This window comes from Pseudomonas sp. NPDC079086 (genome assembly GCF_044542155.1).
GTDB lineage: Bacteria > Pseudomonadota > Gammaproteobacteria > Pseudomonadales > Pseudomonadaceae > Aquipseudomonas.
Window position 1 is genome coordinate 322,524 of record NZ_JBITTY010000003.1, and the last position, 22,425, is coordinate 344,948.

At 60.5% G+C, this 22,425-nt stretch carries 21 protein-coding genes; 7 read left to right on the forward strand and 14 right to left on the reverse strand.

The window, feature by feature from the left end:
• Nucleotides 1–87: 87 nt before the first annotated feature.
• From cmk to mtnA, 7 genes are all read right to left on the reverse strand, one after another.
• Nucleotides 88–774, reverse strand: a complete 687-nt coding sequence (cmk, locus tag ACIGEK_RS16245) for a (d)CMP kinase (protein WP_397494323.1) — start codon at nt 772–774, stop codon at nt 88–90.
• On the reverse strand, nt 771–2,996 hold the full coding sequence (locus ACIGEK_RS16250) for a bifunctional prephenate dehydrogenase/3-phosphoshikimate 1-carboxyvinyltransferase (RefSeq protein WP_397494633.1): 2,226 nt from the start codon (nt 2,994–2,996) through the stop codon (nt 771–773). The genes cmk and ACIGEK_RS16250 overlap by 4 nt, the downstream gene beginning before the upstream one ends.
• A 26-nt stretch (nt 2,997–3,022) precedes the next feature.
• A complete protein-coding gene (hisC, locus tag ACIGEK_RS16255) occupies nt 3,023–4,129 on the reverse strand; it encodes a histidinol-phosphate transaminase (RefSeq protein ID WP_397494324.1) in 1,107 nt (368 codons plus the stop codon).
• Nucleotides 4,130–4,220: 91 nt separating this feature from the next.
• A complete protein-coding gene (pheA, locus tag ACIGEK_RS16260; RefSeq protein ID WP_397494325.1) occupies nt 4,221–5,315 on the reverse strand; it encodes a prephenate dehydratase in 1,095 nt (364 codons plus the stop codon).
• Nucleotides 5,315–6,400: a 3-phosphoserine/phosphohydroxythreonine transaminase gene (gene serC, locus ACIGEK_RS16265; RefSeq protein ID WP_397494326.1), complete on the reverse strand. Its 1,086-nt coding sequence runs from the start codon at nt 6,398–6,400 to the stop codon at nt 5,315–5,317. The genes pheA and serC overlap by 1 nt, the downstream gene beginning before the upstream one ends.
• 93 nt (nt 6,401–6,493) lie before the next feature.
• A complete protein-coding gene (gene gyrA / locus ACIGEK_RS16270) occupies nt 6,494–9,262 on the reverse strand; it encodes a DNA gyrase subunit A (protein WP_397494327.1) in 2,769 nt (922 codons plus the stop codon).
• Nucleotides 9,263–9,506: 244 nt separating this feature from the next.
• A complete protein-coding gene (gene mtnA / locus ACIGEK_RS16275) occupies nt 9,507–10,583 on the reverse strand; it encodes an S-methyl-5-thioribose-1-phosphate isomerase (RefSeq protein ID WP_397494328.1) in 1,077 nt (358 codons plus the stop codon).
• A gap of 148 nt (nt 10,584–10,731) precedes the next feature.
• On the opposite strand from mtnA, the gene ACIGEK_RS16280 reads away from it, so the two are divergent.
• From ACIGEK_RS16280 to ACIGEK_RS16300, 5 genes are all read left to right on the forward strand, one after another.
• Entirely contained in the window at nt 10,732–12,051 is a 1,320-nt protein-coding gene (locus ACIGEK_RS16280) for a TRZ/ATZ family hydrolase (protein ID WP_397494329.1), read from the forward strand.
• A gap of 139 nt (nt 12,052–12,190) precedes the next feature.
• Nucleotides 12,191–12,889, forward strand: coding sequence for a bifunctional 2-polyprenyl-6-hydroxyphenol methylase/3-demethylubiquinol 3-O-methyltransferase UbiG (ubiG, locus tag ACIGEK_RS16285; protein ID WP_275961333.1), 699 nt, complete (start codon nt 12,191–12,193; stop codon nt 12,887–12,889).
• The gene (gene mupP, locus ACIGEK_RS16290) at nt 12,889–13,560 is read left to right on the forward strand and encodes an N-acetylmuramic acid 6-phosphate phosphatase MupP (RefSeq protein ID WP_397494330.1); all 672 of its coding nucleotides are present in this window, start codon (nt 12,889–12,891) and stop codon (nt 13,558–13,560) included. Before ubiG ends, mupP begins: the two co-directional genes overlap by 1 nt.
• Before the next feature lie 59 nt (nt 13,561–13,619).
• Entirely contained in the window at nt 13,620–14,360 is a 741-nt protein-coding gene (locus tag ACIGEK_RS16295) for a YciK family oxidoreductase (RefSeq protein WP_397494331.1), read from the forward strand.
• A gap of 216 nt (nt 14,361–14,576) precedes the next feature.
• Entirely contained in the window at nt 14,577–15,503 is a 927-nt protein-coding gene (locus ACIGEK_RS16300; protein WP_397494332.1) for a GGDEF domain-containing protein, read from the forward strand.
• A gap of 59 nt (nt 15,504–15,562) precedes the next feature.
• Here the strand turns inward: ACIGEK_RS16300 and rluB are convergent, their stop codons facing one another.
• The 7 genes from rluB to ACIGEK_RS16335 form a co-directional block, all read right to left on the reverse strand.
• The gene (gene rluB, locus ACIGEK_RS16305) at nt 15,563–16,762 is read right to left on the reverse strand and encodes a 23S rRNA pseudouridine(2605) synthase RluB (RefSeq protein WP_397494333.1); all 1,200 of its coding nucleotides are present in this window, start codon (nt 16,760–16,762) and stop codon (nt 15,563–15,565) included.
• 121 nt (nt 16,763–16,883) lie between these two features.
• Complete coding sequence (locus ACIGEK_RS16310; protein WP_397494634.1) at nt 16,884–17,084, reverse strand: DUF1289 domain-containing protein; 201 nt, start codon at nt 17,082–17,084, stop codon at nt 16,884–16,886.
• Between the two features lie 12 nt (nt 17,085–17,096).
• Nucleotides 17,097–17,888 carry an SMC-Scp complex subunit ScpB gene (gene scpB / locus ACIGEK_RS16315; protein ID WP_397494334.1) on the reverse strand — a complete coding sequence of 264 codons (792 nt, stop codon included), beginning with the start codon at nt 17,886–17,888 and terminating at the stop codon, nt 17,097–17,099.
• Between the two features lie 2 nt (nt 17,889–17,890).
• Nucleotides 17,891–18,589, reverse strand: a complete 699-nt coding sequence (locus ACIGEK_RS16320; protein WP_397494635.1) for a segregation and condensation protein A — start codon at nt 18,587–18,589, stop codon at nt 17,891–17,893.
• Between the two features lie 161 nt (nt 18,590–18,750).
• On the reverse strand, nt 18,751–19,965 hold the full coding sequence (locus tag ACIGEK_RS16325) for a tryptophan--tRNA ligase (protein ID WP_397494335.1): 1,215 nt from the start codon (nt 19,963–19,965) through the stop codon (nt 18,751–18,753).
• 44 nt (nt 19,966–20,009) lie between these two features.
• Nucleotides 20,010–20,639: an L-threonylcarbamoyladenylate synthase gene (locus ACIGEK_RS16330; protein WP_397494336.1), complete on the reverse strand. Its 630-nt coding sequence runs from the start codon at nt 20,637–20,639 to the stop codon at nt 20,010–20,012.
• Between the two features lie 13 nt (nt 20,640–20,652).
• On the reverse strand, nt 20,653–21,516 hold the full coding sequence (locus tag ACIGEK_RS16335; protein ID WP_397494337.1) for a PHP domain-containing protein: 864 nt from the start codon (nt 21,514–21,516) through the stop codon (nt 20,653–20,655).
• 152 nt (nt 21,517–21,668) lie between these two features.
• Between ACIGEK_RS16335 and ACIGEK_RS16340 the strand changes: the two genes are divergently transcribed.
• Together ACIGEK_RS16340 and ACIGEK_RS16345 are read left to right on the forward strand one after the other, a co-directional pair.
• A complete protein-coding gene (locus ACIGEK_RS16340; protein WP_397494338.1) occupies nt 21,669–21,968 on the forward strand; it encodes a YciI family protein in 300 nt (99 codons plus the stop codon).
• Nucleotides 21,969–22,022: 54 nt separating this feature from the next.
• On the forward strand, nt 22,023–22,424 hold the full coding sequence (locus ACIGEK_RS16345) for a translation initiation factor 2 (RefSeq protein WP_397494339.1): 402 nt from the start codon (nt 22,023–22,025) through the stop codon (nt 22,422–22,424).
• Nucleotide 22,425 lies beyond the last annotated feature (1 nt).

A 22,425-nucleotide genomic window follows, 5' to 3' on the forward strand; every position in this document is an offset into this window, starting at 1 on the left:
TATATAAAAAGAAGCAATCGGGTCGAGGACTGGGTTCCCGAAAGCTTCCTTGGCGAGCTGGTCAGCTTAAAGCAGCTGTAGCTCTGGTCATCCAGCGAGGTCGCGATTGGCGACTTCACTGAGAATTCGTTCAAGCACTTGTTCGATGGAGAGTTCAGTGGAATCCAGCTGGATCGCATCGGCTGCCGGCTTGAGCGGCGCTACTGTACGCTGGGTATCGCGCTCGTCGCGCGCCTGAATCTCATCAAGAAGACTCGCGAGATTAACATCATCGCCCTTGGCCTTCAACTGCAAGTAGCGGCGACGGGCACGCTCCTCGGCACTGGCGGTGAGGAAAACCTTCAACGGCGCATCGGGAAATACCACCGTACCCATGTCGCGACCATCGGCGACCAGACCCGGCATTTCCTGAAATGCCTGCTGACGCTGCAACAGCGCTTCACGCACGGCAGACAGCGAAGCCACCTGCGAAGCACCGGCGCCAACCTGCTCGTTGCGGATCAGGTCAGTGACCTCTTCGCCTTCAAGAATGATGCGCTGACCATGACCATCACCCGCAGCGATGAACTGCACATCCAGATGTGCGGCGAGCAGCTTCATGGCTTCTTCATTGGTCAGATCAACACCGTGATTGCCGGCAGCAAACGCCAGCAGACGGTAAAGCGCCCCCGAATCAAGCAGGTTCCAACCCAGCTGTTTGGCCAGCAGGCCGGCAATGGTGCCCTTGCCCGAGCCGCTTGGCCCGTCGATGGTGATAACCGGTGCGACGATCATGCCTTGCCCTCCTCGGCCACACGGATGCCAACCTGAGCCGACAGCGCGAGGAAGTTGGGGAACGAAGTGGCGACGTTGGCACAATCATGAATGCGGATCGGCGCAGTGGCGCGCAGCGATGCAACGCTGAACGACATGGCGATGCGGTGATCGCCATGCGCCCAGACTTCGCCACCACCGATGCTGCCACCTTCGATGATGATGCCATCGGGCGTTGGCTCGGCCTTGACGCCCAGAGCAATCAAGCCATCAGCCATCACCTGAATCCGGTCGGATTCCTTGACCCGTAGCTCTTCGGCGCCACGCAGCACGGTGCGCCCTTCAGCCACAGCCGCAGCGACGAACAGTACCGGGAACTCATCAATAGCCAAAGGCACCAGATCTTCCGGGATATCGATACCTTTCAGCTTGGCACTGCGCACACGGATATCAGCCACGGTTTCGCCGCCCACCTCACGCTGATTTTCCAGGGTAATGTCGCCGCCCATCAGCTTGAGGATATCGATGACGCCGGTACGGGTCGGGTTGATGCCAACGTGCTCAAGTACCAATTCCGAGTCTTCGGCAATACTGCCGGCGACCAGGAAGAATGCCGCCGAGGAAATATCCGCCGGCACCTCGATATGGGTCGCGCTAAGTTTGTGACCCGACTCGACGCTCGCCGTGCTGCCCTCCACCGTTACCGGGTAACCGAAGCCGCGCAGCATACGCTCAGTGTGGTCACGGGTTGGCGCCGGCTCAGTCACCGAGGTACGGCCAGCAGCGTAGAGACCCGCCAGCAGCAGGCAGGACTTGACCTGAGCACTGGCCATCGGCATTTCGTAGTCCATCCCGGTCAGGCGCTGGCCACCCTTGATCATCAGCGGCGGACGACCTTCCGGGGCAGTTTCAATCACCGCGCCCATCTCGCGCAGCGGCTTGGCCACGCGATTCATCGGCCGCTTGGACAGCGAGGCATCACCGGTCAGCGTGGTGTCGAACGACTGAGCCGCCAACAAACCAGAAAGCAGACGCATCGAGGTGCCGGAGTTGCCCATGTACAGCGGACCAGCGGGCGCCTTCAGACCATTCAGGCCAACCCCGTGAATGGTCACGCGACCATGATGCGGGCCTTCGATGACCACGCCCATGTCGCGGAACGCCTGCAGAGTTGCCAGGGCATCTTCACCTTCCAGGAAGCCCTCGACGTGCGTAGTGCCTTCAGCCAAGGAGCCAAGCATGATCGAGCGGTGGGAGATGGACTTGTCGCCCGGTACACGAATACGCCCGGAGAGTTTGCCACCAGGATTAGCCAGAAAAACCAGATCATTCGAATGCATAGCGTCCACATAGGCCCTGCGGGCCAGAATTTTGCCGAAATGCTCACGGGCCACGCGGGCGCGGGTGAATACGCCCAGCAATTGATGCCCATCCCCAGCGTCGACCGCGTCGCGCAAGGCGTCGAGGTCGTCGCGAAATACATCCAGCGTACGCAGCACCGCCTCGCGATTGGCGAGAAAGATGTCGTGCCACATCACCGGATCACTACCGGCGATCCGCGTGAAATCGCGGAAGCCGCCAGCGGCGTAACGAAATATCTCCAGGTTCTCACTGCGCTTGGCCAATGAGTCGACCAGGGTAAAAGCCAGCAAATGCGGCAGATGACTGGTCGCAGCCAGCACCTGATCGTGATGCTCGACCTCCATATGCTCAACATCCGCACCCAGCTCGCGCCACAGGGCGTCGACCAATGCCAGAGCCGCATCATCACTCTGCTCGCAGGGCGTAAGGATGACCTTATGGCGGCGGAACAACTGTGCATTAGACGCCTCCACCCCGCTCTGCTCAGAGCCGGCAATTGGATGCCCAGGCACAAAGCGCACTGCCTTGCCGGTAAAGGCCAGGCGCGCCGCGCGCACCACACTGCCTTTGGCACTACCCACATCAGTTAGCACCGCAGTACCCAGATCAAGCTTGGCCAGCTCGCTCAGTAGCTTCTCCATGGCAAGGATAGGTACCGCCAACTGGATCACGTCAGCACCGTGACAGGCGGCAAGCAGATCAACTTCGCAGCGATCAACTACACCCAACTCAACGGCCAACCGACGCGACTCCGAGTCGAGATCGACCCCGATCACTTCGCGAAACAGGTGTCGTTCACGTAAACCCTTGGCAAAGGAGCCGCCAATCAAGCCCAGGCCGACAACCACCAGGCGGCCGAGCTTAGGGGCGGCAGGTTGCATCTGAGTGACAGCAGGTTTGGCTTCACTCACGCGCTCAGCACCTTGGCAAGGGCGTCGAGGAAGCGCGCGTTTTCGGCAGGCAGACCAATCGACACCCGCAGGAAATTTGGCATGCCATAACCGGCCACGGGGCGCACGATCACGCCGGCACGCAGCAGTGCCTGGTTAATCGCGGCGGTATCACGGCCAAAGTCCACGGCGATAAAATTGCCTTTCGAGGGTATCCAGCTCAGACCCAACTCGCGCAGGCCAGCTTCCAGCTGCGCCATGCCGGCATCATTGAGCTGACGGCTTTGCGCCAGGTAATCGGCATCATCCAGTGCCGCACAGGCCGCGGCCAGGGCGAGGCTGTTGACATTGAATGGCTGGCGTACACGGTTGAGCACATCGGCGATCTGCGCCGAACTGAGCGCATAACCAACGCGCAGCGCCGCCAGGCCATAGGCCTTGGAGAACGTGCGCGAGACCAGCAGGTTGTCATAGCGCGCCAGGTACTTGAGGCCGTCCGGCAGCTCATCACCTTCGGCGAACTCGATATAAGCCTCATCCAGTACCACCAGCACATTGCCGGGTACGCGAGCGAGAAAACGCTCCAGCGCGTCGGGGCCGAACCAGGTGCCTGTCGGGTTGTTCGGATTGGCGATAAACACCACGCGGGTGTGTTCATCGATGGCCGCCAGCATGGCTTCCAGGTCGTGACCGTAGTCCTTGGCCGGCACCACTTTGCCCTGAGCACCTACGGCCTGGGTCGAGATGGGGTAAACGGCAAAGGCGTACTGGCTAAACACAGCGTTCAGACCAGGGGCCAGATAAGCGCGGGCGACCAGATCGAGAATGTCGTTGGAGCCATTGCCCAGCGTAACCTGATTGAGTTGCACGCCGCAGCGCGCAGCCAGGCGACTTTTCAGCTCGAAGCCATTGCCATCGGGGTAACGGGTCAGTTCGGCCAACTCGCTGCGAATCGCTTCCAACGCCTTGGGGCTTGGGCCTAGCGGATTCTCGTTGCTGGCCAGCTTGACGATGCTGGCCGGATCCAGATCCAGCTCACGGGCCAGCTCATCCACCGGCTTACCCGGCACATAGGGCGACAGCTGCTGTACGCCTGGCTGGGCCAAGGCGAGGAAATCGGTCATAGCAAAGCCTCACGCTTAAAGCCGCAAGCCTCAAGTACAGCCCGGCGTCGATGCGCGTGTAGCTTGAGACCTGAGGCGTGCCGCAGCAGTTTTAAAGTACCGCTTTCGGGTAGGAGCCCAGCACCTTGAGCGCCACGGCTTCCTGATTGATCTTTTCCAGCACGTCCTTGATCAGCGGATCGCGGTGGTGACCAACGAAGTCGATAAAGAACACGTAGGTCCACTTGCCGCTGCGCGACGGGCGGGTTTCGATGCGAGTCAGGTCGATACCGTTGTTGTGGAACGGCACCAGCAGTTCATGCAGTGCACCCGGCTTGTTGCGCATGGAGACGATGACCGAGGTCTTGTCGTCGCCAGTCGGTGGTACTTCCTGGCTGCCGATGATCAAGAAGCGCGTGGAGTTGTCCGGACGGTCTTCGATCTTCTCCGCCAGCTTGGTCAGGCCGTACAGGCTGGCGGCCATATCGCCGGCAATCGCCGCACTGTTCCACTCGCTTTTCACCCGCTTGGCTGCATCGGCGTTGCTCGATACTGCCACGCGCTCAACATTCGGGTAGTGCGCATCCAGCCACTTGCGGCACTGGGCCAGGGACTGAGCGTGGGAATAGATGCGGGTGATCTTGTCAGTCTTGGTGGTTTCACCGACCAGCAGGTGATGGTGAATGCGCAGCTCAACTTCGCCGCAGATGACCATGTCGTGTTCGAGGAAGCTGTCGAGGGTGTGGTTGATCGCGCCTTCAGTGGAGTTTTCCACCGGCACCACGCCGAAGTTCACCGCACCAGCGGCCACCTCACGGAACACCTCATCGATAGCCGCCATCGGCACGCTGATCACCGCGTGACCGAAATGCTTCATCGCTGCCGCCTGGGAGAACGTGCCTTCCGGGCCGAGGTACGCAACCTTTAGCGGGTTTTCCAGCGCCAAGCAGGAGGACATGATTTCGCGAAACAACCGCGCCATTTCCTCATTGCCCAGCGGACCCTGGTTGCGCTCCATGATGCGTTTAAGCACCTGAGCCTCGCGCTCCGGGCGATAGAACACTGGCTTCTCGCCTTCCGGCAGGGCCTTCATCTTCACCCGCGCGACTTCTTCAGCGCAGCTAGCACGATCACTGATCAGCTCGAGAATTCTCTCATCAAGGTTATCGATGCGCAGACGCAAGGCCTGTAATTCCTGTTCGGACATTAGCCGTGCTCCTTCTCGAATTCCGCCATATAGGCCACCAGCGCTTCAACGGCATCCAAGCCCACGGCGTTATAGATGGAAGCACGCATGCCGCCGACCGAACGGTGGCCTTTCAGGTTGAGCAAGCCACGTGCATCGGCACCGGCAAGGAACGGTTTATCCAGTTTCTCGTCGGCCAGGCGGAACGGCACGTTCATCCAAGAGCGGGCATTCACAGCAATCGGGTTGCTGTAGAAATCACTGGTATCAATGGCTTTGTACAGCAGGTCTTTCTTGGCGCGGTTGATCCGCTCCATGGCGGCCACCCCGCCCTGCTCTTTCAGCCACTCGAACACCAGGCCGGACAGGTACCAGGAGAAGGTCGCCGGGGTGTTGTACATCGAGCCGTTATCGGCCGCGATCTTGTAATTGAGCATGGTCGGGCAGACGCTGCGGGCACGGCCGAGCAGGTCCTCACGAACGATGGTCACCACTAGGCCGCTGGGGCCGATGTTCTTCTGCGCGCCGGCGTAGATCAGGCCGAACTTCGACACATCGATCGGCCGCGAAAGGATGTCGGAAGACATATCCGCCACCAGCGGCACGTCACCGACTTCGGGAATCCAGTCGAACTGCAGACCGCCGATGGTTTCGTTGCTGGCGTAGTGCAGGTAGGCGGCGCCTTTCGACAGCTGCCACTCGTTCTGCCCAGGAATGGCGAAATAGTCGTAAGCCTTGGCGCTGGCGGCGACATTGATGTTGCCGTAGCGGCTGGCTTCTTCGATGCTTTTCTTCGACCAGATACCGGTGTCGATATAGTCGGCAACGCCGTCTTCGGGCAGCAGATTGAGCGGGATTTCAGCGAACTGCTGGCTGGCCCCGCCCTGCAGGAACAGCACCTTGTAGTCGGAAGGAATTTCCATCAGGTCGCGCAGATCCTGCTCGGCCTTTTCCGCGATGGCGGTGTACTCATCGCTGCGATGGCTCATCTCCATCACCGACAGGCCTTTACCCTGCCAATCGAGGAGCTCCGCCTGGGCGCGTTGCAGAACAGCTTCAGGAAGCGCGGCCGGGCCGGCGCAGAAGTTAAAGGCTCGCTTGCTCACATCCACTCTCGCTCAAAAATGGTGGGCGGGCTGGCATTGCCACCAGCCGCCAAATCCTACGCCGTCAGGGGCGAGCGCACTCACCCCGACAGATCACTCTTCGCTGATCGGGCTTTCGTCAGCGGTAGCATCGGGTGCATCAACTGCATCCTCGACTACGCCTTCAACACCCTCTTCGCCTTCCAGCAGCTCTTCGTCGTCTTCCGCCGAAGGCTCCTGCACCCGCTCAAGGCCGACCAGGGTTTCATCCTTAGCCAGCTTGATCAGGGTCACGCCCTGGGTGTTACGGCCGAGGCTGGAGACTTCGCTGACACGGGTACGTACCAGGGTGCCCTGATCAGAAATCAGCATGATTTCCTCGCCTTCAAGCACCTGCACAGCGCCGACCAGCTTGCCGTTACGCTCGTTGCTGACCATGGCGATCACGCCCTGGCCGCCACGACCGCGACGTGGGAACTCAGCCATAGCGGTGCGCTTGCCGTAGCCACGCTCGGAGGCGGTGAGAATCTGCGCTTCAGCTTCAGGAATCAGCATGGAGATGATTTCCTGGCCTTCCGGCAGACGCATACCACGCACGCCGCGAGCGGTACGGCCCATGGTGCGTACTTTGCTTTCTTTAAAGCGAATAACCTTACCGCCGTCGGAGAACATCATCACTTCGCACGCACCATTGGTGATGGCGGCGGAGATGAGGGTGTCATCTTCGTCCAGCTTGAGGGCGATCAGGCCCGAGCTGCGTGGACGGCTGAACTGCACCAGCGGAGTTTTCTTCACCGTGCCTTTGGCCGTGGCCATAAAGATGTAGGCACCGGTCGGTTCATCCGGGGTTTCGTCGTCCGCTTCATCGCCTTCGGCCAGGTCTTCGACTTCCTCAACCTCAACCACTACACCTTCGATATCGTCCTGCTCGTCGCCTTCCGGCGCCTGCTGTCGCAGGGCTTCCAGGTCGACCTGAAGCATCGCGGTGATGCGCTCCCCCTCACCCAGCGGTAACAGGTTGACCAGCGGACGACCACGGGCGGCACGGGAGGCTTCAGGGATTTCGTAGGTTTTCAGCCAGTACACCTTGCCCTTGCTGGAGAACAGCAACAGGGTGGCATGGCTATTGGCGACCAGCAGATGCTCGATGTAGTCCTCATCCTTGATCCCGGTTGCCGATTTACCTTTACCGCCACGACGCTGCGCCTGGTAGGCGGTCAACGGTTGCGACTTGGCATAACCGGTGTGAGAGATGGTGACCACACGCTCTTCTTCGGTGATCAGGTCGGCCAGGCTCAGGTCCAGACGATTGTCGAGAATCTCGGTGCGGCGCTTGTCGCCAAACTCGGTCTTGACCGCTTCCAGCTCCTCGCGGATCACTTCCATCAGGCGCGTAGCGCTGGTGAGGATGCGGATCAGCTCGCCGATCTGGGTGAGAATTTCCTGGTATTCAGCCAGCAGTTTTTCATGCTCAAGACCGGTCAGGCGGTGCAGACGCAACTCAAGGATGGCCTGGGCCTGTTCCGGCGAGAGGAAATACTTGCCGTCACGCAGACCGTATTGCGGATCGAGATCGTCCGGACGGCAGGCATCGGCACCGGCGCGCTCAACCATGGTTTCCACAGCGCTGGATTCCCAAGGCGTGGCAATCAGCGCCAGCTTGGCTTCAGCCGGGGTCGGCGATGCTTTGATCAGGGCGATGACAGGGTCGATGTTGGACAGAGCAACTGCCTGACCTTCAAGGATATGGCCACGTTCACGGGCCTTGCGCAGCTCGAATACGGTGCGGCGGGTGACCACTTCACGGCGGTGCAGAATAAAGGCTTCGAGCATGTCCTTGAGATTCAGGACTTTCGGCTGGCCGTCGATCAACGCCACTACGTTGATGCCAAACACGCACTGCATCTGGGTCTGGGCGTAGAGGTTGTTGAGCACCACTTCTGGCACTTCACCGCGACGCAGCTCGATCACGATGCGCATGCCGTCCTTGTCGGACTCATCGCGCAGCTCAGTAATGCCTTCGAGCTTCTTCTCTTTAACCAGCTCGGCGATCTTCTCGATCAGGCGCGCCTTGTTTAGCTGATACGGCAGCTCGCTAACGATGATCTGCTGACGGCCACCGACCTTATCGATGTCTTCGATAATCGCCCGGGCACGCATATAGATGCGGCCACGGCCGGTGCGGTAAGCCTCGATGATGCCGGCGCGACCGTTGATGATCGCCGCAGTCGGGAAGTCAGGACCGGGGATGTACTGCATCAACTCATCGACAGTCAGCTCGCCGTTGTCGATCAGCGCCAGACAACCATTGATCACTTCTGTGAGGTTGTGCGGCGGAATATTGGTGGCCATGCCCACGGCGATACCGCTGGAGCCGTTGACCAACAAGTTGGGCACCTTAGTCGGCATAACCGCCGGGATCATCTCGGTGCCGTCGTAGTTCGGCACCCAATCCACGGTTTCTTTGTGCAGGTCAGCCAGCAGCTCATGGGCCAGCTTGGTCATGCGCACTTCGGTGTATCGCATGGCGGCCGCGTTATCGCCGTCCACCGAGCCAAAGTTACCCTGGCCGTCGACCAGCAGGTAGCGCAGCGAGAATGGCTGCGCCATCCGTACGATGGTGTCGTACACCGCCGTATCACCGTGCGGGTGATACTTACCGATTACGTCACCGACCACACGGGCGGACTTCTTGTATGCCTTGTTCCAGTCGTTGCCCAGCTCACTCATGGCAAACAGCACACGGCGGTGCACGGGCTTCAAGCCATCACGTGCATCCGGCAGTGCGCGCCCCACGATTACGCTCATCGCGTAATCGAGGTAGGACTGCTTGAGTTCGTCTTCAATATTGACCGGGAGGATTTCTTTGGCCAGTTCGCCCATGAGTAGCCTTGTTCCTTTTTCTGGTGAAACTCCGCGCCGCTCGTCCTGAGTGGTGTGGAGCCTGTCGCCGAGCCTTGAGGCTCATAGCGACTCACGACAAATCAATAAGTTATGCCATGTATCTGCGCAGGTAAGAGGCCCATAACGAGCACCCCCGAAAACCGCCGGAGCTTACCACAATCACCGCGGCGCACCTATCCCCAGCAGCAGCCTGCCGACCAGCCATGCGTACTCGTTGAAAAACTCAATGCAGACGCTTGCGGCACATCAACTGCGCCATTTTTTCCGCATCAGGACGATCAACCACACCCTTCTCGGTGACGATAAAGTCGATCAGGTCCGCCGGGGTCACATCGAACACCGGGTTAAGCGCCTCTATCCCGCCAGCAATGCGCTTGCCGCCCAGCTCCAGCAGCTCATCAGGGGCGCGTTCTTCCAGCACGATGTCGTCACCGTGCTCCATGGCCATATCAATGGTTGAGCTGGGCGCAACCACCATAAAGCGCACACCGTGGTGCATGGCATTCACCGCCAGCTGATAGGTGCCGATCTTGTTGGCCACATCACCGTTTGCGGCAATGCGGTCCGCCCCGACGATGACCCAGGTGATGCCGCGGGTTTTCATCAGGTGCGCCGCCGCAGAATCGACATTCACTGTCACGGGAATACCATCCGCTGCCAGCTCCCAGGCCGTCAGGCGCGAACCCTGCAGCCAAGGGCGGGTTTCATCGGCGTACACCCGCTCAAGCAAACCATCATGGAAGGCCGCACGAATCACCCCCAGCGCCGTACCGAAGCCGCCAGTCGCCAAAGCGCCGGCATTGCAGTGGGTCAGCAAGTTCTGCTGATTGCCTTGGTGCTTGCGGATCAGATCGACGCCCAGCTGGGCCATGGTCAGGTTGGCTTCGCGATCGCTTTGATGAATGCCAATGGCTTCGGCCTCCAGCAGCACCAGCGGATCGTCATGGCTTTTCAGCCGCCGCAGCCGATCGCGCATGCGATCAAGCGCCCAGAACAGATTGACCGCTGTCGGCCGCGAAGCAGCCAACAGGTCAAAGTCTGCCTCCAGCAACGTGCGCCAGTCGCCGCCCGCCTGCAGACGAGCCCGCACAGCCAACACAATTGCATAAGCCGCGCTGATGCCGATGGCCGGCGCACCGCGCACCACCATACTGCGAATCGCCTCGGCGACATCCGCCGCCGAGTGGTAGCTCAGCCAGGTTTCCTCGAAAGGCAGCGCGCGCTGATCGAGCAGGTGCAGAGCGCCGTCACGCCACTCAATGGCCCTGACCTTCTCTGCCGCTAGCAATTGCTCGCGCATGACACACCTCCGCCGGAAAAAGCCGACCATTATACGCACACCGCCTAGCGCATCGCGCCAACAGCCCAGCACATAAAGCGCGTGCAGCTTCAAGCCTAGGGCGTTCCCCTATAAACTCGCCATTTTACTGACTGCCGGAAGCCTCCCCATGCCACAAGCCCCACTCGACCTACTGCTGCTGCCCACCTGGCTGGTCCCGGTCGAGCCTGCTGGCGTGGTGCTGCTGGAGCATGGCCTGGGTATTCGTGACGGACGCATCGCGCTGATCGCCCCGCGCGCCGAAGCTCTCAAGCACGGCGCCTTGCAGGTTCTTGAGCTACCCGGCCGCTTACTGACACCGGGACTGGTGAATGCCCACGGGCACGCGGCGATGACCTTGTTTCGCGGCCTGGCCGATGACTTGCCGCTGATGACATGGCTGGAGCAGCACATCTGGCCGGCCGAGGCCAAGTGGGTCAACGAGCAGTTTGTTCAGGACGGCACCGAGCTAGCCATCGCCGAACAGCTCAAGGGCGGCATCACCTGCTTCTCCGACATGTACTTCTTCCCGGAAACCGCCAGCCAGGTGGTGCACAACAGCGGTATCCGCGCACAGATCACCATTCCGGTGCTGGATTTCCCGATTCCTGGCGCCCGCGACGCTGACGAGGCGCTGCGCAAAGGCCTGACGCTGCTCGACGATCTCAAACACCACCCGCGCCTGAGCGTGGCTTTTGGCCCGCATGCACCCTATACGGTGAGCGACGACAAGCTGGAAAACATCCGCATGCTCGCCGAAGAGCTGGACGCCGGCATCCACATGCACGTGCACGAAACCGCTTTTGAAGTGCAGCAGAGCGTGGAGCAGCGCGGCGAACGGCCACTGGCCCGGCTGGCGCGCCTCGACCTGCTCGGCCCGCGCTTCCAGGCTGTGCACATGACCCAGATAAATGATGAAGACCTGGCCCTGCTGGTGGAAAGTAACAGCAGCGTGATCCACTGCCCGGAATCCAACCTCAAGCTGGCCTGCGGCTTCTGCCCCGTGGAAAAGCTCTGGCAGGCCGGAGTCAACGTAGCCATCGGCACCGATGGCGCAGCCAGCAATAACGATCTCGACCTGCTCGGCGAAACCCGCACCGCTGCCCTGCTGGCCAAAGCCGTAGCGGGTTCGGCAACGGCACTAAACGCCCATAACGCGCTACGCATGGCCACGCTGAACGGCGCACGCGCTTTGGGCCTGGACGAGCAGATCGGCTCACTGGAACTGGGCAAGGCTGCCGATATAGCCGTGTTCAACCTCTCCGGCCTGGCCCAGCAACCGGTCTATGACCCGGTTTCGCAACTGATCTATGCCGGCGGCCGCGCATGCATCGAACACCTATGGGTTGGCGGCAAGCAACTGCTGGACGCCGGTCAACTGACACGCCTGGACGAACAACGGATCATCGCCAACGCCCGCGCCTGGGGGGCGAAAATCGCCGGGAAATAGCTGCAAGCCCAGAAAATGTGGGCACTGCGACAAACTGACATACATTGGTCGCACAACAGGCGTCCAATCCACCCGGCGAAACTGGCACCATGAGCACCTTGCGCTCTCACTCTCGCCGCAGCCTGATTCAGGGATTTATATGAGCAACGTCGACCACGCTGAAATCGCCAAATTCGAAGCCCTCGCCCACCGCTGGTGGGACCGCGAAAGCGAATTCAAGCCGCTGCATGACATCAATCCGCTGCGCGTCAACTGGATCGACGAGCGTGTCGGCCTGGCCGGCAAGAAGGTACTGGACGTCGGCTGCGGCGGCGGCATCCTCAGCGAATCCATGGCCCAGCGCGGCGCCAGCGTGACCGGTATCGACATGGGTGAAGCACCGCTGGCCGTGGCCCAACTGCATCAGCTGGAATCCGGCGTCAGCGTTGAGTACCGGCAGATCACCGCCGAAGCCCTGGCTGAAGAAATGCCTGAGCAGTTTGATGTGGTTACCTGCCTGGAAATGCTCGAGCACGTACCCGACCCAGCCTCGGTGATCCGCGCTTGCTACCGCATGGTCAAGCCTGGCGGTCAGGTGTTCTTCTCCACCATCAACCGCAACCCCAAGGCGTACCTGTTCGCCATCATCGGCGCCGAATACCTGATGCGCCTGCTGCCGCGCGGCACCCATGACTTCAAGAAATTTATTCGTCCGTCCGAGCTGGGCGCCTGGAGCCGCGAGGCGGGCCTTGAGGTCAAGGACATCATCGGCCTGACCTACAACCCGCTGAGCAAACGCTACAAGCTGGAAGCCGATGTCGACGTCAACTACATGATCCAGACACTCAAGGAGGCCTAATGCGCTTGCGCGCGGTTTTATTCGATATGGACGGCACCCTGCTCGACAGCGCGCCGGACTTTGTCGCCATCAGCCAGACCATGCGCACCGAGCGCGGCCTGCCGCCGATTAGCGACAAGCTGATTCGTGATCAGGTCTCCGGCGGTGCGCGAGCCATGGTCGCCGCCAACTTCGCTATGAACCCTGAGGATGAAGGCTTCGAAGCCCTGCGCCTGGAGTTTCTCGAGCGCTATCAGAGCCACTGCGCGGTACTTACCCGCCCCTTCGACGGCATGCATGAGCTGCTCGAAGATATCGAACAGGCCAAACTGATCTGGGGGGTGGCGACCAATAAACCGGTGCGCTATGCCGAGCCGATCATGCAGCAACTCGGCCTGGCACAGCGCTCGGCGGTGCTGGTCTGCCCGGATCACGTCAGCCGCAGCAAGCCCGATCCAGAAATGATCCTGCTGGCCTGCGCGAAGATGGGCGTAGAGCCCGCTGCCACTCTGTTTATCGGCGATGACGAGCGCGATATCGAAGCCGGCCGCGCCGCCGGCTGCAAGACCGCCGCCGTCACCTACGGTTATATCCACCCGCAGGACAACCCACGCAACTGGGGCGCGGATGTAGTGGTGGACCATCCGCTGGAACTGCGCGCTGTGCTCGAACGAGCCCTGTGCAGCTGCTGAAGACTGCTTACCGGACGCGCATCGGCGCCACCCGTTTTTGAATTAATGAGGCTCTACCCATGCATGACTATTCCGCCCGCCCTGAACTGCTCAAGGGCCGCGTGATTCTGGTGACCGGTGCCGGCCGCGGCATTGGCGCCACTGCCGCCAAGACCTTTGCCGCCCACGGCGCAACGGTGCTGCTGCTGGGCAAGACCGAAGAAAATCTCAGCCGCGTGTATGACGCCATCGAAGCTGCCGGCCACCCGCAAGCGGCGGTGATCCCGTTCAACCTGGAAACCGCCCTGCCGCACCAGTACGACGAGCTGGCGGCGATGATTGAAGCGGAGTTCGGCAAACTCGACGGCCTGTTGCACAACGCCTCGATCATTGGCCCACGTACACCGCTAGAGCAGCTGTCCGGCGACAATTTCATGCGCGTCATGCAGATCAACGTCAACGCCATGTTTATGCTCACCAGCACTCTGCTGCCGTTGCTCAAGCTCTCGACAGACGCCTCGGTGGTATTTACCTCCAGCAGCGTTGGCCGCAAGGGCCGTGCTTATTGGGGCGCCTACGCAGTATCGAAGTTTGCCACCGAAGGCCTGATGCAGGTTCTGGCTGACGAAATCGACGGTATCTCCAGCGTGCGCGCCAACAGCGTCAACCCGGGGGCCACCCGTACCGATATGCGCGCCCAGGCCTACCCGGGCGAAAACCCGGCCAACAACCCACTGCCGGACGCCATCATGCCGGTCTATCTGTACCTGATGGGACCAGACAGCACGGGCGTCAACGGCCAGGCATTTGACGCGCAGTAAGTTACTGCTGCCGCCGCCGGTTTTCCGGCGGCAGGCCGATCAGCTGGCATCAAATTGCCAGCAGCCCCGCCAGTTAACCGGCAAAGCCTTGCCGCATGACCGCCTACAGAAATACTAAACCAATGAATTAAAAGCACTTTTTAAGTGATTTTGAGATTGGCACGGAATTCGCTCTAGCCCAGTTATCGTCGCGTACTGCGCTAGAGGTAGAGCTTCATGGCCCCGCACAACCAGTCCAACACCATCGATTTCGACGCTGCCAAGTTGCAGCGTCTCGGCTATGCCGGTCGTCTGCAGAAAAACCTCAAGCCGGTCAGCCTGGCGCAATTACGTCAACAGCTGAGCCTGCGCCTGCAGACCTCACTGGAAGCCGAACGCATTCTCGAGCTGTTCTACAGCGAAGTGCAGCGCCTGGTACCGCTCAGCGCCCTCAGCTATCAACTAGCCTCCTGCGACCTGCGCCTGGAACTGGGCGAGCGCGGCAACCACTCGGCCGGCTATCGTTTGAATCACGATGGCGAGTTCCTCGGTGAACTGACATTCCGCCGCAACCAACGCTTCAGTGAGGATGAACTGGGCCAGCTCGAATCGCTGCTCGCTAGCCTGCTGTTTCCGCTGCGCAACGCCCTGCTCTACCGCGCAGCCGTGCAAAGCGCACTGCGCGACCCGCTGACCGAAACCGGCAACCGCATCGCCATGCAGCAAACGCTCAAGCGCGAAGTTGACATTGCTCGGCGCACCCTGCAGCCGCTGTCGGTGCTGATGGTGGATATTGATCACTTCAAACGCATCAACGACAGCCACGGCCATCTGGTCGGCGATCAGGCGCTGAAGGCAGTCGCCACCGCGCTGAAAGACAGCCTGCGTAACGTCGACATGGTGTTTCGCTTCGGCGGTGAAGAGTTCATGGTGCTGCTCTCCAACACCAACCGCGAAGCCGCCTCAATGGTCGGTGAACGCCTGCGCATGGCCGTTCTCGGCATCCAGTACCTGGTGGAAAATCGCGCCATCGAACTGTCGGTCAGCCTCGGCTGCGCCACCCTGCTGCCCGGCGAATCCATGGAAAGCCTGCTGCGCCGCGCCGACAACGCGCTGTACGTATCCAAGCGCGACGGTCGTAATCGTCTGTCGATGGCGGGCTAAACTCTCGGCAAATAAAAAGGCGACCCTAGGGTCGCCTTTTTCATGTCCACATTGCCGGATTACTCCGGTTTAGGACCACGGCCAAAGCCTGGACGCTGACCTTCGCGGGTCGGCTGGCTACGGCGCTTGACCGGCGCACCTGCCGGCTTGCGCGATGAACGATCAGTCAGCTCAACGCCTGGACGCTGCGCACCCGGTTTGGCCGGACGCTTCTTGTTGACATCACTCGGACGCTCAGCAACCGGCGTGCCCTTGCCTTGATCGACACGCGGCGCACGTGGATTACGTACCGGACGCTCGCCACGCTCAGCACCTTCACCACGCGCAGGACGCGAACGACCCTGATCACTGCCCGCTGCCGGGCCGCCGCCATGGGCTGGACGCAAAGTCCGCTCCGGACGCGCGGCGCGGCCAACCGGCTTGGCCGATTTACGCTGCAGACGGTCGATCTTGTCGCGGGCTTTTTCCTTCATATCCGGCAAGGCAACCGGTTTGAGGCCGACTTCCTCGCTGAGAATATCCACTTCGCGCTGGCTCATTTCGCGCCAGCGGCCCATGGTCAGGTCCGAAGTGATAAACACCGGGCCGAAACGCACGCGCTTCAGACGGCTGACCACCAGACCCTGGGATTCCCACAGACGGCGCACTTCGCGGTTACGGCCTTCCATCACCACGCAGTGATACCAGTGGTTGAAGCCCACGCCGCCCGGCGCGACCTTGATATCGGTGAACTTGGCCGGACCGTCTTCGAGCATCACGCCAGCTTTCAGGCGCTCGATCATCTCTTCGTCGACTTCGCCACGCACACGCACGGCGTACTCGCGGTCCATCTGGAAGGACGGGTGCATCAGGCGGTTGGCCAGCTCACCGTCAGTGGTGAACATCAGCAAACCAGTGGTGTTGATGTCGAGGCGACCGATATTGATCCAGCGGCCATCTTTCGGCCGTGGCAGACGGTCGAACACGGTCGGACGGCCTTCCGGGTCGTCACGGGTGCAGATCTCGCCTTCGGGTTTGTTGTAGATGATCACGCGGCGCACGCTTTCAGCGGCTTCTTCGCGGCGGATCACCTTGCCATCAACGGCAATCGCATCGTGCAGGTCGACGCGCACGCCAAGGCTGGCAACGGCACCGTTGACCTTGACGCGGCCAGCGGTAATCCAGGCTTCGATTTCACGGCGTGAAGCCAGGCCCATGCGCGCCATGACTTTCTGCAGCTTTTCGCCTGCGGGGCTGTATTCTTCGATTTCTTCACTCATCTGGGCACCTCCCGGTGTTTTCTTTAGTGATTGGACGACTCGAGTCGTCGAAGGGCCGCGGAGCATACGCGAAACGCGGCGCTTGCGCACGGATTGAGGCTAGCCGGCTGATCGGTGGCCGTCAGCCTTTGCGCCGACCGATGGTCGCCAAACTCAGCAAACGCATATTCGCCTCGGCCAGCACGGCGCGCCGAGCAGACTTGTCGAGCTTCTTCCAGCCTTTGATCTCGGCCTTGCTGCGCCCGCAACCCAGGCAGATATCGCGCTCGAACTTACACAAGTTGATGCAGGGATCTTTCACTGCACTAACGCCCTCACTGATACGCCCAGCGCTTCAGTCAGACAGCTGCTCTTTATCCAGGGTTTCGTGCGGCTCATCGGCATCCTCAAGCTCATCGTCCTGCTCGGGCAAATCGTCGAAGTCGGTCTTCAGACCCTGCTCCATCGAGTCGAGTTCAGCTAGCAGGCTGCTGAAGCTGGTTTCCTCATTGACCTCCACCGCTGGCTCATCGGCCAGGGCCAGATCGGCACGTGCCTGCAGACTTTGCGGCGCTTCTAGGTCATCTTCGAAGGCCAGCACCGGCTCCGGTTCCAGCTCACGCAGGGCGGCAAGCGGCGGTAGTTCGTCGAGACTTTTCAGGTTGAAGTGGTCGAGAAAGGCTTTAGTGGTAGCAAACATTGCCGGCTTGCCCGGCACATCACGGTAACCAACCACGCGAATCCACTCGCGCTCCAGCAGGGTTTTGACGATATGACTGTTGACCGCCACTCCGCGTACATCTTCGATTTCGCCACGGGTAATCGGCTGGCGGTAGGCGATCAAAGCCAGGGTTTCCAGCATGGCGCGCGAATAGCGCTGCGGGCGCTCCTCCCACAGTCGGCCAACCCAAGGGGCATATTTTTCGCGCACTTGCAGACGGTAGCCTGACGCCACTTCGACCAGCTCAAAAGCACGTCCTTCACAGGACTTGCCCAGGTGCGCCAGGGCCTTTTTGAACACCGCCGGTTCGGGGCGCTCGGCTTCTTCGAAAAGCTCGAACAGACGTTCCAGAGATTGCGGCTTGCCAGATGCCAGCAGAAAGGCTTCGAGCAGGCTGGCCAGCTCGCGAGGTTCGTTAAGGTTCATGCTTATTCAGCCCGCGCACGCACATGTATTGGCCCGAAAGCCTCATTTTGCACCAGTTCAACCAGGGATTCCTTGATCAACTCGAGCACTGCCATAAAGGTCACCACCACGCCGAGCTTGCCCTCTTCAGCGCTGAACAGGCTGACAAAGGGCACAAACGCGCCGCCCTTGAGGCGTTCGAGCACTTCGCTCATGCGCTCGCGGGTCGACAATGCTTCACGGGTAACCTGGTGGCTTTCAAACATATCGGCGCGGCGCAGCACTTCGGCCATCGACAGCAGCACTTCTTCCAGACTGACATCCGGCAGCAGCTTGCGCGCCCGCGCTTCGGGGGCATCCAGGCGCGGCACGGTAACGTCACGGCCGACCCGACTGAGGCCATCAATGCCCTCCGCTGCGGCCTTGTAACGCTCGTATTCTTGCAGGCGACGGATCAGTTCGGCTCGCGGGTCGTCTTCCTCAGCTTCCGCCTCATTGGAGCGCGGCAACAACATGCGCGACTTGATCTCGGCGAGCATGGCCGCCATCACCAGGTACTCGGCAGCCAGCTCCAGACGCACCGACTGCATCAGTTCGACATAGCCCATGTACTGACGGGTAATTTCCGCCACCGGGATATCCAGCACGTCGATGTTCTGCTTGCGAATCAGGTACAGCAACAGGTCCAACGGGCCTTCAAAGGCTTCGAGAAACACCTCCAGGGCATCCGGCGGGATGTACAGATCCAGCGGCATTTCGGTGACCGCCTGACCATAGACCAGGGCAAATGGCAGCTCTTGCAGGGCATTGGCCTGATCCTGGGGATGGCTATCGGGGAGTTCCTGGGCTGGCACGCTGGACATGGTCACTCTCGAAAGTAGGTTCAGCGGTAATTCAAACCAAGGGCCAAGCGCACTTCGCTAAGGGTTTCCCGTGCTTCGGAGCGTGCCTTGTCAGCGCCATCGGCAAGAATCTGCCGCACCAGATCGGGATTATCCTGGTAGTCAGCCGCACGTGCCTGCAACGGTTGCAACTCCTGCTGCAGCGCTTCGACCAAGGGGGCTTTGCATTCCAGACAGCCAATACCGGCGCTGCGACAGCCTTGCTGCGCCCAGTCGCAGGTTTCATTGCTGGAATACAGCTGATGCAGCGACCACACCGGGCAATTTTCCGGGCTGCCTGGGTCATCGCGATGCACCCGCGCCGGGTCGGTCGGCATACGGCGGATCTTTTCTTCGATCGTTGTGGCGCTGTCACGCAGGAAAATCGCGTTGTTATTGGACTTGGACATCTTGCTACCGTCGAGCCCGAGCAGCTTGGGCGACTCGCCGAGCATGGCCTGCGGCTCGACCAGCAGAATTTTGCCGCCACCTTCCAGATAACCGTAGAGGCGTTCCTTATCACCCAAAGTGATGCTCTGCTGGTCCTTGAGCAGTGCCCGCGCCGTTTCCAGTGCTTCTGCGTCGCCCTGTTCTTGATAGGCCTTACGCAGATTGTTGTAGAGGGTTGCGGTTTTCTTGCCCAGCTTGATGATCGCCGCCTCGGCCTTTTCCTCAAAGCCTGGCTCGCGGCCATACAAATGGTTGAAGCGCCGCGCCACATCCCGCGCAAACTCGATATGCGCGAGCTGGTCACTACCCACCGGCACCACGCCGGCGCGGTACAGCAGAATGTCCGCCGCCTGGAGCAAGGGGTAACCGAGAAAGCCGAAGGTACTCAGATCCTTGCCGTGCAACTGCTCCTGCTGCTCTTTATAAGACGGCACTCGCTCCAACCAGCTGAGCGGGCAGATCATCGACAGCAGCAGGTGCAGTTCCGCGTGTTCAGGGACTTGCGACTGGATAAACAGCGTCGCCGAACTGGGGCTGACGCCGGCCGCCAGCCAGTCTACGGCCATGTCCATGACCCGCTGAGACAAGGGGCCGACATCGTCGTAATCAGTGGTTAGCGCATGTAAGTCGACGATGCAGAAGAAGCATTCATAGGTGTGTTGCAGCTTCACCCAGTTCTTCAGCACCCCCTGGTAATGCCCTAGATGCAGCAGACCACTCGGGCGCATGCCAGATAGCACGCGGCGTTCAGCGTCAACAAGACTCAAAACGGATTACCTGAAAACTCAAAGGAAAGCGATTATAGCCAGGATCAGATGTCATTCGTAAAAGGCGACGGATCACCGCAACCTACTCGAAACACCTCAGGCTCATCATTAAGCAAGCTGACCACGGTGGAGGCTTCCAGCCCACCGAAGCCACCGTCGATGATCAGATCAACCTGATGCTCAAGGATCTGGCGCATCTCGTAAGGGTCGCTCATCGGTAGCGTCTCACCCGGCAGAATCAGGCTAACGCTCATCAGCGGCTCATCCAGCTCAGCCAGCAAGGCCATGGCGATCGGATGGCTGGGCACACGCAGACCGATGGTGCGGCGCTTGGCATGCAGCACCATGCGCGGCACTTCACGGGTGGCGTTGAGAATAAAGGTGTAAGGCCCAGGGGTATGGCTTTTGAGCAAGCGGAAAGCGCCGGTATCAACCTTGGCAAAGGTGCTGAGCTGCGACAGGTCGCGACATACCAGGGTGAAATTGTGCTTATCGTCCAACTGACGCATGCGGCGAATGCGCTCCACCGCGTTCTTGTCGCCTAAATGGCAACCCACGGCGTAGGAGGAATCGGTCGGATAGATCACCACCCCACCGTTACGGATAATCTCCACGGCCTGTTTGATCAGGCGCGCCTGTGGGTTTTCCGGATGAATCTGGAAGAATTGGCTCACGCTTGGATCCTGGTCAAATTGCAGTAGGCTGTTGGACATGCTGAAACCGTGCCCACAGGGGCGGTAGATCCTCGGGCACTGGGCGATAGACGCCTAGCTCAGACCACTGACCGGGCGCGTGAAAATCACTGCCTGCGGTGACGAACATGCCGAACTCCCGCGCCAGAATCGCCAGACTGCCGACCTGTTCGGCTGGCTGCATACCGTTGACCACTTCCAGCGAATGCCCACCAGCACCGACAAAATCGGCGATCAACTTGCGTCGTTTACTGCGAGTAAAGTCGTACTGCCAGGGATGCGCCAGGCTGACCCAGGCACCCGCACGGCGCAGGGTATCCACCGCCTGGGCCAGCTCAGGCCAGTGTTGTTTGACATCGCCCAGCTTGCCCGAGCCGAGCCACTTGCGAAACGCTTCGGCGCGGTCTTTGACATAACCGCTGCGCACCAGAAAGTCCGCAAAGTGCGGACGCGCCGGGGCGTTGCCGCTGTCGCCCAATTCCTGCTGCATGGCCCGCGCGCCTTCCAGAGCACCCGGCATACCTTTAGCATCCAGGCGTTTGCTGATTTCCGCGGCGCGCAACCAGCGGCCCTCGTGCAGTTCGGCAATCGCCTGCTGCAAGGTCGGTGCATCGCGGTTGAAGGCGTAGCCCAATACGTGAATAGTCGCACCGCCCCAGGTGCAGGACAGTTCGATGCCATTGACCAATTGCATGCCCAGCGCTTGCGCTGCGGCGCCGGCCTCATCAAGGCCATCGAGGGTGTCGTGATCGGTCAGCGCCAGCAAACGCACACCGCGCTCAAACGCCCGCGCCACCACCACAGCCGGCGCAAGTGCGCCATCTGAAGCGGTACTGTGGCAATGCAAATCAACATCCATAAGGGGCGCTTTCCGAGTCATTTATGTTTGTTATTATGCCGGCAGATGTGGATTCTTGCTGGCTTGCGCCAATATTTCCTCGACTTTGCCTGAACAGGCTGCTTTTCTCCCCTGGCAGCGGCCTGCGCCGATGACCTTACTTAAGGATTGAAATGCTGTACGCGATCATTGCCACCGATGTGGAAAACTCCCTAGAAAGCCGCCTGAATGCCCGCCCGGCGCACCTTGCACGCCTGGAGCAACTGAAAACTGAAGGCCGCTTGATCCTCGCCGGCCCGCACCCGGCCGTCGACAGCAATGATCCAGGCCCGGCAGGCTTTTCCGGCAGCCTGATCGTCGCGGAATTCGAATCGCTGCTGGCCGCGCAACAATGGGCCGATGCCGACCCCTACCGCGCCGCCGGCGTGTATGCCTCGGTGCTGGTAAAACCCTTCAAACTGGTCTTGCCTTAAGCTAATCCCTTCGCTGAATAACCCATAACAACAATTACAAAGGTAGGAGTTCCGATGCGTCCAGGCCCGCTGTTTCTGCTCTTGACCCTGTGCTTACCGGCCGTCACCCAGGCCGAAGAAAGTCCACCACAGTCATTGGCAGAAGCCACTACGGAGCAGACGCAGATCGATGAACTGGAGCAGCGCCTGGCGCTCAGCGAAGAACAGCGCGAAGCCCTCAGCGCTGAACTGCAAAGCAGTAGCAACGAACGCGATACCGTCCAACTGCAACGCCTGCGCCAGGAAAACCAGCGTCTCAAACTAGACCTGAAAAAAGCCCAGGCCAGCGCTCCAAAGCCACTGATCAGCGAGCAGCAGATGTGGTTTGCCACAGGCGCTGGAGCTGGTTTGCTCGGGGTGATCATCGGTGCCCTACTGCGCCGTGGTCGCCGCTCACGCAGCGAATGGCTCAACTGAC

Bases quoted from the DNA above. Each gene is read 5' to 3' on its own strand.
- cmk (WP_397494323.1), bottom strand. From the start codon at position 774: ATGATCGTCGCACCGGTTATCACCATCGACGGGCCAAGCGGCTCGGGC.
- ACIGEK_RS16250 (WP_397494633.1), bottom strand. From the start codon at position 2,996: ATGCAACCTGCCGCCCCTAAGCTCGGCCGCCTGGTGGTTGTCGGCCTG.
- hisC (WP_397494324.1), bottom strand. From the start codon at position 4,129: ATGACCGATTTCCTCGCCTTGGCCCAGCCAGGCGTACAGCAGCTGTCG.
- pheA (WP_397494325.1), bottom strand. From the start codon at position 5,315: ATGTCCGAACAGGAATTACAGGCCTTGCGTCTGCGCATCGATAACCTT.
- gyrA (WP_397494327.1), bottom strand. From the start codon at position 9,262: ATGGGCGAACTGGCCAAAGAAATCCTCCCGGTCAATATTGAAGACGAA.
- mtnA (WP_397494328.1), bottom strand. From the start codon at position 10,583: ATGCGCGAGCAATTGCTAGCGGCAGAGAAGGTCAGGGCCATTGAGTGG.
- ACIGEK_RS16280 (WP_397494329.1), top strand. From the start codon at position 10,732: ATGCCACAAGCCCCACTCGACCTACTGCTGCTGCCCACCTGGCTGGTC.
- ubiG (WP_275961333.1), top strand. From the start codon at position 12,191: ATGAGCAACGTCGACCACGCTGAAATCGCCAAATTCGAAGCCCTCGCC.
- mupP (WP_397494330.1), top strand. From the start codon at position 12,889: ATGCGCTTGCGCGCGGTTTTATTCGATATGGACGGCACCCTGCTCGAC.
- ACIGEK_RS16295 (WP_397494331.1), top strand. From the start codon at position 13,620: ATGCATGACTATTCCGCCCGCCCTGAACTGCTCAAGGGCCGCGTGATT.
- ACIGEK_RS16300 (WP_397494332.1), top strand. From the start codon at position 14,577: ATGGCCCCGCACAACCAGTCCAACACCATCGATTTCGACGCTGCCAAG.
- rluB (WP_397494333.1), bottom strand. From the start codon at position 16,762: ATGAGTGAAGAAATCGAAGAATACAGCCCCGCAGGCGAAAAGCTGCAG.
- scpB (WP_397494334.1), bottom strand. From the start codon at position 17,888: ATGAACCTTAACGAACCTCGCGAGCTGGCCAGCCTGCTCGAAGCCTTT.
- ACIGEK_RS16335 (WP_397494337.1), bottom strand. From the start codon at position 21,516: ATGGATGTTGATTTGCATTGCCACAGTACCGCTTCAGATGGCGCACTT.
- ACIGEK_RS16340 (WP_397494338.1), top strand. From the start codon at position 21,669: ATGCTGTACGCGATCATTGCCACCGATGTGGAAAACTCCCTAGAAAGC.
- ACIGEK_RS16345 (WP_397494339.1), top strand. From the start codon at position 22,023: ATGCGTCCAGGCCCGCTGTTTCTGCTCTTGACCCTGTGCTTACCGGCC.